At 35.8% G+C, this 13,185-nt stretch carries 14 protein-coding genes and 1 rRNA gene; 1 reads left to right on the top strand and 14 read right to left on the bottom strand.

Features of this window, described 5'->3' with window-relative positions; translation table 11 throughout:
• Positions 1–44 precede the first annotated feature (44 nt).
• From yabG to metG, 5 genes are all read right to left on the bottom strand, one after another.
• Positions 45–908, bottom strand: coding sequence for a sporulation peptidase YabG (gene yabG / locus AC1DIT_RS17740; protein WP_003205440.1), 864 nt, complete (start codon positions 906–908; stop codon positions 45–47).
• 239 nt (positions 909–1,147) lie between these two features.
• Complete coding sequence (gene rsmA / locus AC1DIT_RS17735; RefSeq protein WP_016116901.1) at positions 1,148–2,029, bottom strand: 16S rRNA (adenine(1518)-N(6)/adenine(1519)-N(6))-dimethyltransferase RsmA; 882 nt, start codon at positions 2,027–2,029, stop codon at positions 1,148–1,150.
• The gene (rnmV, locus tag AC1DIT_RS17730; RefSeq protein WP_016116900.1) at positions 2,026–2,583 is read right to left on the bottom strand and encodes a ribonuclease M5; all 558 of its coding nucleotides are present in this window, start codon (positions 2,581–2,583) and stop codon (positions 2,026–2,028) included. The genes rsmA and rnmV overlap by 4 nt, the downstream gene beginning before the upstream one ends.
• Before the next feature lie 280 nt (positions 2,584–2,863).
• Complete coding sequence (locus tag AC1DIT_RS17725; protein WP_016116899.1) at positions 2,864–3,631, bottom strand: TatD family hydrolase; 768 nt, start codon at positions 3,629–3,631, stop codon at positions 2,864–2,866.
• 177 nt (positions 3,632–3,808) lie between these two features.
• The gene (gene metG, locus AC1DIT_RS17720; RefSeq protein WP_016116898.1) at positions 3,809–5,791 is read right to left on the bottom strand and encodes a methionine--tRNA ligase; all 1,983 of its coding nucleotides are present in this window, start codon (positions 5,789–5,791) and stop codon (positions 3,809–3,811) included.
• Between the two features lie 363 nt (positions 5,792–6,154).
• Here metG and AC1DIT_RS17715 point away from each other — a divergent pair, with 363 nt between their 5' ends.
• Positions 6,155–6,439, top strand: a complete 285-nt coding sequence (locus tag AC1DIT_RS17715) for an AbrB/MazE/SpoVT family DNA-binding domain-containing protein (RefSeq protein WP_016116897.1) — start codon at positions 6,155–6,157, stop codon at positions 6,437–6,439.
• A 20-nt stretch (positions 6,440–6,459) separates the two neighbouring features.
• Here the strand turns inward: AC1DIT_RS17715 and rsmI are convergent, their stop codons facing one another.
• The 9 genes from rsmI to rrf all read right to left on the bottom strand — a co-directional run bounded on the left by rsmI (position 6,460) and on the right by rrf (position 13,154).
• A complete protein-coding gene (rsmI, locus tag AC1DIT_RS17710) occupies positions 6,460–7,335 on the bottom strand; it encodes a 16S rRNA (cytidine(1402)-2'-O)-methyltransferase (RefSeq protein ID WP_016116896.1) in 876 nt (291 codons plus the stop codon).
• On the bottom strand, positions 7,304–7,594 hold the full coding sequence (locus tag AC1DIT_RS17705; RefSeq protein WP_018783059.1) for a GIY-YIG nuclease family protein: 291 nt from the start codon (positions 7,592–7,594) through the stop codon (positions 7,304–7,306). The genes rsmI and AC1DIT_RS17705 overlap by 32 nt, the downstream gene beginning before the upstream one ends.
• Positions 7,581–8,321 carry a tRNA1(Val) (adenine(37)-N6)-methyltransferase gene (locus AC1DIT_RS17700; RefSeq protein ID WP_016116894.1) on the bottom strand — a complete coding sequence of 247 codons (741 nt, stop codon included), beginning with the start codon at positions 8,319–8,321 and terminating at the stop codon, positions 7,581–7,583. Before AC1DIT_RS17700 ends, AC1DIT_RS17705 begins: the two co-directional genes overlap by 14 nt.
• A gap of 120 nt (positions 8,322–8,441) precedes the next feature.
• Complete coding sequence (gene yabA, locus AC1DIT_RS17695; RefSeq protein WP_016116893.1) at positions 8,442–8,792, bottom strand: DNA replication initiation control protein YabA; 351 nt, start codon at positions 8,790–8,792, stop codon at positions 8,442–8,444.
• 14 nt (positions 8,793–8,806) lie between these two features.
• Complete coding sequence (holB, locus tag AC1DIT_RS17690; protein ID WP_476998326.1) at positions 8,807–10,426, bottom strand: DNA polymerase III subunit delta'; 1,620 nt, start codon at positions 10,424–10,426, stop codon at positions 8,807–8,809.
• 35 nt (positions 10,427–10,461) lie between these two features.
• Complete coding sequence (tmk, locus tag AC1DIT_RS17685; protein WP_016116891.1) at positions 10,462–11,088, bottom strand: dTMP kinase; 627 nt, start codon at positions 11,086–11,088, stop codon at positions 10,462–10,464.
• Between the two features lies 1 nt (position 11,089).
• Complete coding sequence (locus tag AC1DIT_RS17680; RefSeq protein ID WP_016116890.1) at positions 11,090–12,511, bottom strand: aminotransferase class I/II-fold pyridoxal phosphate-dependent enzyme; 1,422 nt, start codon at positions 12,509–12,511, stop codon at positions 11,090–11,092.
• A gap of 82 nt (positions 12,512–12,593) precedes the next feature.
• Positions 12,594–12,773, bottom strand: a complete 180-nt coding sequence (locus AC1DIT_RS17675) for a sigma factor G inhibitor Gin (RefSeq protein ID WP_016116889.1) — start codon at positions 12,771–12,773, stop codon at positions 12,594–12,596.
• 265 nt (positions 12,774–13,038) lie between these two features.
• Positions 13,039–13,154: ribosomal RNA gene (gene rrf / locus AC1DIT_RS17670) — 5S ribosomal RNA — on the bottom strand.
• Between the last annotated feature and the right edge of the window lie 31 nt (positions 13,155–13,185).

The raw sequence follows: 13,185 nt of genomic DNA, 5'->3' as shown, positions 1-13,185 counted from the left end.
TGATACTTTTCCCATAAGAAAAACAAGGTACATATATACCTTGCTTACTCTTCATAATATTGAAAAGGTAATCCTGTTCGTAAAAGTCCCCGGGTCTCAATACCACCAAGGCCTTTTTGCCCAGTAATAGTATTTCGAACAACATCCCATACATTTACGCGTTCCATAAATGAAGTAAAACTAATCTTCCCCACTACATATACTGGATCCAATGCATGAATATTAATACGCGATGGTGAACTAGCAAAATTAGCACCAGCTCGAATTAATGCTTCAAAATGGGACTGACATGCCCCTGCAAAAATAACAAGTTGATCTAAAGAAGGGTATTTTTTTCGTACTTCCCGAACAGCCTGTACAAAGTGCCGAGAATGACGATAAGCTGCTAAGTCTCCCATAACTCCTTTAGATTTTGTATATGCATCATGACCTGTAATGACCAAAATGTCTGGACGAAAATGATCGATTAAATCAACTACCTTTTCATGCATTTCTGTTTCTTTACAATGTACCCCTTGAACTGGAACACCTATCTTTGTATATAAATCTAAACATTTCCGTAAATATAATGGGTCTCCATCTATATGCAAAACCCTACCTGGCATTTGAAAATAATTGACTTCACTCGTATATCCTCCTGTAGAATTATGCTCGTGACGTTGCTTCATCAAAACATAGTCTTGTTGAAACAGGCGATATGTTCGCTCCATCGTTTCCTTCTCACGCTTTTCCCTTTTCTTATACTCTCTCTGATCAATGCTAATTAAATCTTCAAGCGGTGCATCTGCCACAAGTCTGACTTCTTCTCCAAATAATATTGCAATTTCACCTTTTATTTCTGTAATGCGAAAAAGAATGTCTCGGTTATAAGATTGTCGTTCCACTAAATCTCCAACATGTACAGCCATTATCCTACCTCCAAATTCATTAGGCCATCTCACTAACCATGTTCTGTTTTTAACGTATGAATTTAGAGTGAAAAGGGTGACAAAAAGGACAGCTCGAATTGAGCTGTCCTTTTATTGTTTATCCCGCTATTTGCGGGCAGTAAGATCCCCACTCCAAAATTCAGCGAAAGCAAAGAAGTTAGGTGGGGGATTAACTGCCCATAAAAGCCCGATTGGTTCAACTAATAATCAGTGGGTGATTAAAGTTTCACTTTATGAGAGACTAATGCATTACTCAGTGCTGCAAATTCTTCGATTGATAATGTTTCGCCTCTTCGCTTTGGATCAATGCCTACTTCCGTTAAAATACGATCTAATAACTCCTTATCTTTCGGGAAACCATTTAGATTATTTGATAAGTTATTCATCAACGTTTTACGACGTTGTGCAAAGCTTGCTCGTACTACTTCGAAGAAAAACTTCTCATCTTTCACTTCAACAATTGGTTTTGGACGTTTTAAAAGACGAATAACTGCGGAATCTACATTTGGTTGTGGGACAAATACGGTGCGCGGAACAGTCATAACTGTTTCTACCTCCGTATAATATTGAATTGCAATAGATAGAGAACCGTAGTCTTTCGTTCCTGGTTTAGCCGCTAAGCGATCTCCCACTTCTTTTTGCATCATAACAACAAACCCACGAACTGGTAATTGCTCTTCTAGTAATTTAAACAAAATTGGTGTTGTAACGTAGTATGGTAAATTTGCTACTACCATTACGTCTTGTCCTTTTTCGAACTGCTCTCCGAATACTTCATGTACATCTGCTTTTAAAATATCTTTATTAATTACAGTTACGTTGCTGTAAGGAGCTAATGTTTCGTCTAGAATTGGTAATAGTCGTTGATCGATTTCAAAAGCGACTACTTTCTTAGCACGTTTTGCTAACTGCTCCGTTAACGCTCCAATACCAGGGCCAATTTCAATTGCTCCGCTCTCTGGGCCGATTTCTGCATAATCCACAATACGATTTAATACGTTTGTATCAATTAAGAAATTTTGACCTAAACTCTTTTTGAATGAAAACCCGTACTTTTCAACAATGTCTTTCGTACGATTCGGTGTTGCGATATCCTTCATTTCTTTTCCTCCTGTAATACTTGTTTATATGCTTCCGCAAATGCTTCTTTTGAAACTTGAAACATTTGTAAACGTTTATGTAACTGCTTCGCATTTGTATAACCAATCTTTAATAGTTTACCCATTTTTTCTCTACGACTTTTTGCCTGTTCTCCGCCTACTAGTCCAGCATCTACTAAGTCACTCCAACTAATTTCGCTCGTATAGGCTTCCATTTCTTCGTGAACATTTTCTAAAGCACGGCGAATGGATTCATTGGAAGCATGTTCAATTCCGACTCCTTTTTTTCTCTTGGCAAGTGCCTCTTCTTTCGGTAAGAAAGCATGCTTACAACCCGGAACCATTTCAGAAATAATTTTCCGAATACGCTCTCCCGGGTAATCAGGATCCGTCAAAATAATAACGCCTCGTTTTTGCTGTGCCAATTTTACTTGCTCAATGACATGTTCACCGATTGCTGAACCGTTCGTTTCAATTGTATCTGCATCAACAGCACGCTTAATTGCAACTGTATCATCTTTACCTTCTACAACGATAATCTCTTTAATTTTCATGACTGCCTCCACACTGATTTCGTCTCTACTTAGTAAAACAAAAAAACGAATACTTTTCCATTATTATTTTCCCACTGATACAATTTAAAAAGCAGAGGAGAAAAAATCCTCTGCCTACTCTTCTTATTGTAACACTTTAACCTCACTTGTTTTCTTCCCTACAAATATATCCGTTAGTTAGCTAGCTTGTATTGCCTTCCGGGTATTGTTAGTGTCTCTTCATTGAGAGGTAACAATAGAGGCAGGGTAAAAGAAAAAGAATGGAATTCACCATTCTTTCTTATTCAACACCAAATAAAGCTTTTGCATTTTCTGTAGTTACCTTTGCGACCTCTTCGTATGAAATACCTTTTAAGTTAGCAATTTCTTCTGCCACAAGTTTCACATAACTTGGCTCATTTCGTTTACCACGAAATGGATGTGGCGTTAAGTATGGACAATCCGTTTCTATTAGCAGCTTTTCCATTGGAATTTCCATTGCAACTTCTTTCGGTTTCTTTGCATTTTTGAAAGTTACTGGCCCACCCAATGAAATTAAAAAATTCATATCAATACATTGTTTTGCCACCTCTACACTGCCACTAAAGCAATGCATAATGCCGCCTACTTCAGCTGCATTTTCTTCTTCTAGAATATCTACAATATCTTGCGTTGCATCACGGTTATGTATAATAATAGGCAATTTCACTTTCTTTGCTAACTGAATTTGTTTACGAAATACTTCTTTCTGTATTTCCTTCGGAGACTTGTCCCAATGATAGTCTAACCCCATTTCACCAAGAGCAACTACTTTTGGGTGTGCAGCTAACTCTTCTAACCAAACTAAATGCCCTTCCGTCATATCAATGGCATCAACGGGATGCCAACCAACCGCTGCATAAATAAAGTCATACGTTTCTGCGAGCTCAATTGCCTTTTTTATTGTTACCTCATCAAAACCAACAACAACTGTATACGAAACCCTAGCTTCTTTCATTCTTGCAATAACTTCCTGTAAATCTTCTTCAAATTGCTCTGCATTTAAATGTGAATGTGTATCAAACAACATAACAAATAACTCCTTTTATTTGAAATAAATTCTATCATAGTAAAAAATCTCTTCCCTAAAAACGTAATAACAATAGTACAATCTTAATACAAAAAAGGAATTTTTAAAAAGATTCCTGACAAGAAAAAAAGATGCTCCACGAATGTTACACGTGAAACATCTCTTATTTTGTCAAGATTACTTGATTTTTGTACCATTTGGTAAATTTTGATCAATTGTTGCTAAAGACAATACTCCGTTTTCTTCGCCTGCTAAAATCATACCTTGTGATAATTCACCACGTAATTTCACTGGTTTTAAATTCGTTACACAAATAACTTTTTTCCCTTTTAATTCTTCTGGTGTGTAAAATTTAGCAATTCCAGAAACAACTTGTCGCTTTTCTGTGCCTAAATCAAGTTGAATCTTTAACAGTTTGTCTGCTTTTTTTACAGGCTCTGCTTCTATTACTTCCGCCACACGCAATTCAACTTTAAAGAAATCATCAATTGTAATTTCTTCTGCCTTCGGTTCCTCTTCCTTTTTCTCCTCTACTTTAGGAGCAGAACCTTTCATTTGTTCTTTGATATATTCAACTTCTACTTCTACCTCTAAGCGTGGGAAAATTGGTTGTCCTTTGACTACCTTCGTGCTAGCTGGAATACAACCAATCGTAGAAAGGCTATCCCAAGATTGATAAGCTTCATCAGTAAGGCCAAGTTGTGTAAAGATTTTACTTGGTGTTGCTGTCAAGAATGGCATAAGCATAATACCCATTTGGCGAAGCATTTCTGCAAGGTGTGCCATTACGGACGCAAGTTTATCACGATCATTCTCATCTTTCGCTAATACCCAAGGTTGTGTTTCATCAATATATTTATTAGTACGGCTAACCAGTTGCCAAATAGAACTCAATGCTACTGAAAACTCCATGTTTTCCATTGCTTCTTCTACTTTTTTTAATGTATCCTGTGCAAACGTTACTACTGTTTCATCAAACTCAGTTACATTTTCTTTAAAAGCAGGAATTTCTCCATTAAAGTACTTATCAATCATCGCTACTGTACGATTTAATAAGTTTCCTAAGTCATTTGCAAGGTCAAAATTAATTCGCTCAATAAAACCTTCTGGCGTAAATACACCGTCTGATCCAAATGGAACCTCACGAAGTAAATAGTAACGCAGTGCATCCAATCCATAACGATCAATTAACGTAACTGGATCAACTACATTACCTTTTGATTTACTCATTTTTCCGTCTTTCATTAAGATCCAACCATGAGCAAATACCTTTTTCGGCAGTGGTAAATCTAGCGCCATTAAAATAATCGGCCAATAAATTGTATGGAAACGAACAATTTCTTTTCCTACTAAGTGAACATCTGCTGGCCAATACTTTTTATATTTCTCTTCATTATCTGTTCCATATCCTAGTGCTGTAATGTAATTAGATAATGCATCTACCCATACGTAAATAACGTGTTTTGGGTTACCTGGCACACGAATTCCCCAGTCAAAAGAAGTACGAGAAACTGCTAAATCTTCTAGACCTGGTTTAATGAAGTTATTAATCATTTCATTTTTACGAGATTCAGGTTGAATGAAGTGTGGATTTTCTTCATAAAATTGTAGTAGTCGATCTACATATTTACCCATTCTAAAGAAGTAAGATTCTTCGCGAACCAGTTCTACAGCATGGCCACTATCTGGACTTTTTCCTCCGACTACTTTATCGCCTTCCATAATCGGATCAACAAGTTGATGTTCTGTGTAGAATGTTTCATCCTGTACAGAATACCATCCTTCATATTCATCAAGATAAATATCACCTTGATCAACAAGTTGTTTAAAAATCTTTTCAACAACTTCTTTATGACGATCTTCGGTTGTCCGAATAAAGTCATCGTAAGAAATGTCCATTTTCCCCCACAATTCTTTAATTCCTGCTACAATGTTATCAACATATGCTTGTGGTGTAACTTGTAGTTCTTCTGCTTTCTTTTGAATCTTTTGTCCATGCTCATCAGTACCTGTTAAATAATGAACATCATATCCTTGCATGCGCTTGTAGCGTGCCATCGCATCTCCTGCTACCGTTGTATAAGCATGTCCAATATGAAGCTTTCCGCTTGGATAATAAATTGGAGTAGTGATATAAAAGGTCTTATTTTCCTCTGTCATTGTTTTGAACCTCCCAAATGACCTCATATGTATTTATAAACAGTATATCAAAAACTGACGCATAAAAACGAATTAATGCTCGATTATCTTTATCATCTATTACTCATATTCAAAAAAAATATACAGTAATTTATCTGAAATATTGATAAAATTTAAAAATATAGTAAAACACTTGTGTAATTCTTTCATTTTCTATTATATATAAGAAGTATAAAAATCTACAATTCTTTCATAAAATATAAAATTTATGAATTGAYGGAAATGTAAATGATTGGTATCATATGTTCATAGGGTATTTTGTCGAAAAATGACGAATTAAAATATAGACTCGCAAACTTACAAAATATGAGGAGGATAACGAATATGAAATCTACTGGTATCGTTCGTAAAGTTGATGAATTAGGCCGTGTTGTAATTCCGATTGAATTACGTCGTACATTAGGTATTGCTGAAAAGGATGCTCTTGAAATTTACGTTGATGACGAAAAAATCATCCTAAAAAAATATAAGCCTAACATGACTTGCCAAGTAACTGGTGAAGTGTCTGATGGTAACCTTTCTTTAGCTGAAGGTAAAATTATCTTAAGCAAAGAAGGCGCTGAACAGATCTTAAACGAACTTCATCAATATATTCAAGCAGCAAAATAAGCTTCTCAATTATGAGAAGCTTATTTTTTATCAACATGATAGATTTGATAGACGTCTCGTTTCGACAAATCTCGATCTTTGGCCGCCTTTTTAATTGCATCCTTTGAAGACATTCCTTGCTCGTTTATGTAATGTTCGATATGATCGTATACTGATATAGCTTCCCACCACTGTTCCTCTGGAGCAGCTTCCTCTTTTGACCCGGATACTAATATACAAAATTCACCACGAACCTCATTTTGCTTTGTCCATTCAATCGCTTCTTCTACCGAACCACGAATAAATTCTTCAAATTTTTTCGTTAGTTCTCGGCACAATACAATTTCTCTATTTCCAAGTACTTCTTTCATAGAAATTAATGTATCATCTAACCGATGCGGCGCTTCATAGAACATCATCGTAGTTGGAACATAACGAAGCTTTTCTAATTCCGCCTTACGTTCTTTTTTATTTCTGTGCAAAAATCCGTAAAAATAAAAATGTCTCGTTTCTAACCCTGATGCAATTAACGCTGTAAGGGCTGCATTTGCCCCTGGAAGTGGAATAACATGATATTGTTTCTCTACAGCTTCTACAACAATGTCGTAGCCTGGATCAGAAATACAAGGCATACCTGCATCACTTACAAGAGCTACTGTTTTTCCATCTTCTAGCTTATCTAAAATTTTCTGTCCACTTACTCCCTTATTATGCTCATGATAACTCATAACTGGTGTTTCAATTTCAAAATAGTTACAAAGCTTTTTCGTCTGCCGCGTATCTTCAGCAGCAATGATATCAGCCTCTTTCAATATCCGAATCGAACGAAACGTCATATCTTCTAAATTACCAATCGGCGTTGGAACTAAATATAAGGCTCCCTTTTCATTTGCTTGAAAACTTTTTTGCTGCCACATAGCGTTCTCCTTTTTGCATATATTCTTCTTTTTCTTTTCGCTTTAACTGTTTAAAATGATATTCGGCTTGCATCGCTGTAGTTTTATCTTCATGAACCTCTACATATTTCAAAACAACAGGAAGCCTAGCACGAGTATAACGCGCTCCCTTCCCACTATTATGAGTTTGAATTCGTTTCTCTAAATTATTTGTATACCCTGCATAATAACTCCTATCTGAACATTCTACTACATAAAAATAATGTTTATTTTTCTCCATATAAGATTGAACGAAGCTCCTTTGTATACTCATTATTTTCCTCATATACAAAAAGCGGTGGCAAAATTTTTAAATCTGCATTTCCATCTTTAATTCCTTCTATTAGTAGCGTATTTGCTTCTTTACCCGCCTTTGGATATACAAACTGCACACGTTTTGGTTCAATCTTATACTTTCTCATTAGTGTTACAATATCAAGTAATCGACCTGGACGATGAACAAATGCTACCTTACCACCTTGCTTTACAAGCTGACTACTAGCATATACGACATCCTCTAATGTACACATAATTTCATGACGAGCTATAGCTAAATGCTCGTTAATGTTTTTCTCAGATGCCTTTGGCGTTTGAAAATACGGCGGATTACATGTTACAACATCGTATTGATGACGCCCAAGCTGCTCTGGCATATCCTTTAAGTCTCCATGAATTAACTGGATTCTTTCTTCTAACTTGTTATACTGGATGCTTCTTACTCCCATATCATACAAGCGTTCTTGAATTTCTACCCCTGTAATATTCCCTTTCGTTCTCGTGCTTAACAAAAGCGGAATAACAGCATTTCCTGTACATAAATCAAGCAAATTTCCCTTTTGAATCGGGATCCATGCAAAATTCGCAAGTAACACTGCGTCTAAAGAAAAATTAAACACAGATGGACTTTGAATAATTTTCATTTCTTCCGCTAGTAAATAATCTAAACGTTCATCTTCATATAAGTGCATATACGATTTCCTTTCTTATACTTAACCTACCCTATTTGAACGTAAAACTAAGACCTATTTCATCTTATCTTTACTCTCATGTATAAAAAATTACCTTTCCAATATATTGGAAAGGTAATTTCATTTTTTATTTAAAAATGACAGACAGAATAAACAATCCCCTTCTTTACGTACACTTCCATAATGTAAATTACAGATATGGAAACCTTCTTGATATAGGCGTGCTAAGTTATCATAGCCTTCACCAATATCCGTTTTAGGCTTCATTTCTTTTCGTTTTTGAGTTTTTTGTTTTTCCTTATTCTGTATTTCTTCAAAACGACGTCGCAAATTTTCATTTTCCATTTTAATATGTTGGTTTTCTTCAAGTAACTCTGCAAGATGTTGCTTTAATTCTCCCAACTGCTTATATAAATGTCCAATTTGCTCTTCCATACTGGAAACCGCTGCAAAAATATCCTTTTTCTCCACAAGCACCCACCTCATTAATCTGTGGTTTGACTCGAAACGACCCCTTCATTAATTAATTCATCTAACGTATATTCTACTATCCGTTCCTTGTCTACTAGTTCCACTTGAATTAATCTTTCTAAAATATTTAATCCGATAACGCGTCCAAGACCATGCGGTGTTTGTATACGTTGATCTAAATCAGGAAGTTGCTCTTTTGCCGCTTCATACTCATCATTCTCATATTTTAAGCAACACATTAATCGGCCACATAAGCCAGAAATTTTCGCAGGATTTAATGATAAATTTTGATCCTTTGCCATTTTAATGGATACAGGTTCAAAATCACCTAAAAATGTAGAACAACAAAGCATACGGCCGCACGGACCAATACCACCAAGCATTTTTGCTTCATCGCGAACACCAATTTGTCTTAGCTCAATTCTTGTCCGAAAAATTGCAGCTAAGTCTTTTACAAGTTCACGAAAGTCAATACGACCATCCGCTGTAAAATAGAAAATAATCTTATTACGATCAAACGTATATTCTACGTCTACAAGCTTCATATCAAGTTTATGTTCCCCTACCTTTTGTTGACAAACTTGATATGCTTCTTTTGCAGCATGTTTGTTCTCTTCAACAATTGTCCGATCATTTTCATTTGCAATGCGAATGACTTTCTTTAGCGGTAGTACCACATCGTTTTCATCAACTTGCTTTTTTGTAATAACTACTTTCCCATATTCAATACCTCGTACAGTTTCCACGATCACAAATTCATTTTCCGAGATATCGAATTGATTCGGGTCAAAGTAATACACTTTTCCGGCCTTCTTAAAGCGAACACCTACTACATCATACAAAACGGTCATCCCTCCTGCAACCGCAACAATATCTAAACCTTGTTGTAATTGTTCCTTCTCTCCAAAGTGTTTCCCCCATTTTTCTTGTACAAAAAAAAGAGAGGTTGTATCTTTTTCGAGCGCTTCACATAATTTTATCACTAAAGCTCGTGCTTGTGCAAACCATTCATCATTACACAGTAATAATGCTTCCTCAAAACTATTCGTAAGCTGTGCAGCAAGGGTAGATAAAGAAACTGCAATTCCATCTCCCTGCAGTCTCTCAATTAAAGATTCTGTAGACAAAGGTCTAAATGTCACAACTTGACAACGAGATAAAATAGTATTTAAAATTTGATGACTTTGTTCAGTAAGTAAAATAGCTGTTGTATCGCTGCTTGGTTCTTCTAAAAATTTTAATAAGGTATTAGCAGCATTTGCTGTCATTCGATCTGCATGCTCAATAATGTATACCTTTTTATTTGCCTCTAAACCCGTTTTTGAAAACTCTTCCTGTAAATCGTGAATTTGTTGTTTTTTAATAGATAACCCATCTGGTCTTACAATATGTAAATTAGGATGGTTACCCGAATCAATCCGGCGGCAATTCGTACATGTATGACACGGCTCTACACCGTTTCTTTGTTTACAAAGAAAACTTTTTGCCATTTGAATGGCCGTTTCATATTTTCCAGTTCCTTTTGCACCTTCTAACAAATAAGCGTGGGATATACGCCCTTTTGCAATACTATTCATCAACATCTTTACACCAATGGGCTGTATAGCAGAAAGCTGCTCCCACGTTCTCGTCATAATGCATACCTCACTTGTTTTATACTTTCCTTCTATTATAACAATTTATCTTCTACAAGCTGAATAACTTCTTCCAAAATCTTTTCCATCGGTTGATCTGCATTCACAATAACTATGCGATCTGAGAAGCGATCTACCACCTGTAAATATCCCTCACGTACACGTTTGTGGAATTCAATACTTTCCATATCTAAACGATTCACTTCACGATTAGCATCCTTTTCAATGCGTGCCAAGCCTACTTCAGGTTCAATATCTAAATAGATTGTCAAACTAGGCATACAGTCTTCTGTTGCAAACCGATTAATTTCAAATACTTTATCAATCCCTAGACCTCTTGCATAACCTTGATAAGCAAGAGAACTGTCAATAAAACGATCACATAATACAAGGTAGTTTTTCTCCAAAGCTGGCATAACTTTTTCTACTAAGTGCTGTCTGCGTGCTGCAGCATATAATAATGCCTCCGTACGTGCTTCCATCATCGTGTGCTCTTGTTTATGTAAGATTTCTCGAATTTCTTCTGAAATCGCAATACCACCTGGTTCTCGCGTTGCTATAACTTTTTGTTCTTTCTTTTCAAAGTGCGGTAATAACTTTGTAATTAATGTCGATTTACCTGAACCCTCTGGTCCTTCAATTGTTACAAATAATCCCTTCATCCTAAAACCTACTTTCTATATCATACACATTCATATATTTTACATTTCCTTGAAAACGAGCACCCGTTTCTTCTAAATAAGAAATTTGTTTGATGTGTTCCGTAGTAATTTTTTCTCCATACATAAGCAATGGAATACCCGGTGGATACGGGATAACCATATCCGCTGCAATCATCCCGGCGGCTTCTTGTAAAGGTACAACTTTTTTCTTATACTTTTCTAATTGCTTATAAGTAAATGGTAAAGAAGAAAATCCCCCTTTGTAAGTATACCGAATCGATGATATCTTGTCTGTTACCGTATAGTTACGTAATGCCGACCGTATTACCTCTATCGCTTTCATATACTGCTCATTTACTTGCAATGGTAAAATAAATAGAACATTATATGGATCTGCCATTTCTGCGTATATACCTATCTTTTCAAATATAGATTGTAATTCATATCCAGACAGCTCACAGCGTGTTTGTACCGTAACCTTTAACTCATCCTGCAAAGGATACTGCAAAACAGCGATTTGTGGAATATCCTGCAATCCCTCCCTAAATTGCCTCACAAACTCCACAATTTTATGACAGCCCTTCTCCTTCATATTTGCTAATGTAAAGCGAGCCACATCTAATGAAGCCATAATCGGATAAGATGGACTGCTAGATTGTAACATACTTAAATAAGAAGAAACTTTTTCTTCATGAACTAAATTACTATTGATATGTAAATAAGAACCCATAGTCATGGCGGGTAATGTTTTATGCGCCGAGTGTACAACTATATCAGCACCGTATTCTAATGCTGAATTAGGGAACGGCTCTCCTATACAAAAATGAGCTCCATGTGCCTCATCTACTAAAACAGGAATTTTATTTGCGTGTGCACACATAATACTTTCCTTTAAATCAACTCCCATACCATAATAATTGGGATGTGTTAAAATCAATGCCTTTGCTTCTGGGTATCGTTCAATAGCTCCCTTAATGACTTCATGCTGAACTCCAACTGGGACGCCATACAATTCATCAATCCAAGGCTCTAAAAATACTGGATTCACTCCAGCTAACTTTAAGCCATTAATAATGGACTTGTGGCAATTTCTTTGTACAAGAACAATATCATGCTCCTCACAGCATGATAAAATCATTGCCAAATTTCCAACTGTAGAACCATTAATTAAAAAATAACTCTTTTTTACATTATATACATCAGCCAATAATTGCTGTGCTTCATCTATACATTCAAACGGACTATGCAAATCATCTAATCCTGTTAATTCCGTTACATCAATAGAAAGTACATCACTAAAACCTGCTTGTGCCTGCTCCGGAAAATTCAAACCATTTTTATGTCCCGGAACATGTAAAGATAGAGGCTTTTTATTTTTAAACTGGAGTAACGTCTCATATAATGGTATTCGATTTTGATTCATGTTTATCTCTTCCTTACTTTTCATTCTCTATCTATTATACAGAGATATTATGGCAAAAAAAATAATAGGCATGTACGCCTATTTATGAATATGATATTTGGATTTTTCGCAGTTGTTCTAAATAGTATATATATTTAGGGTCATTCGTTTCAGTTTCTACCATGTCCCGTTCACAAGCATCACATATAAAACTTGTGTGTACATGTATACCATCATCTTTCCTATTCCCACATACAATGCAAACCTCATGTTTTATTTTCATATCTTTATCCTAATCATTTTTCTCTAAATGAAAACGATGTAGGATATTCCTCCCCTCTATTTTGAATTAAAATATACTTACTTCTATTCCTTGACACTTTTCTGGAAAATATACATCGTTTCGTTATATATGTATGATATGAATCCTATTTGGGCAATGTGTTTGTCACCCACATGATGAAATTAAACTTTCTTCCACAGTACTTTTATTATCTTTTCACCTGAAAATATAATAAAGCACGAGTCAATCGACTCGTGCTTTAATTGCTTGGCGACGTCCTACTCTCACAGGGACAAGGTCCCAACTACCATCGGCGCTAGAGAGCTTAACTTCCGTGTTCGGTATGGGAACGGGTGTGACCTCTCTGCCATCATCACCAAACTATTGAAGGCATATTCCTTCAAAACTAGAT

It is taken from the genome of Bacillus sp. 05T22, assembly GCF_056396765.1.
This window is presented reverse-complemented; position numbering and strand designations above follow the sequence as displayed.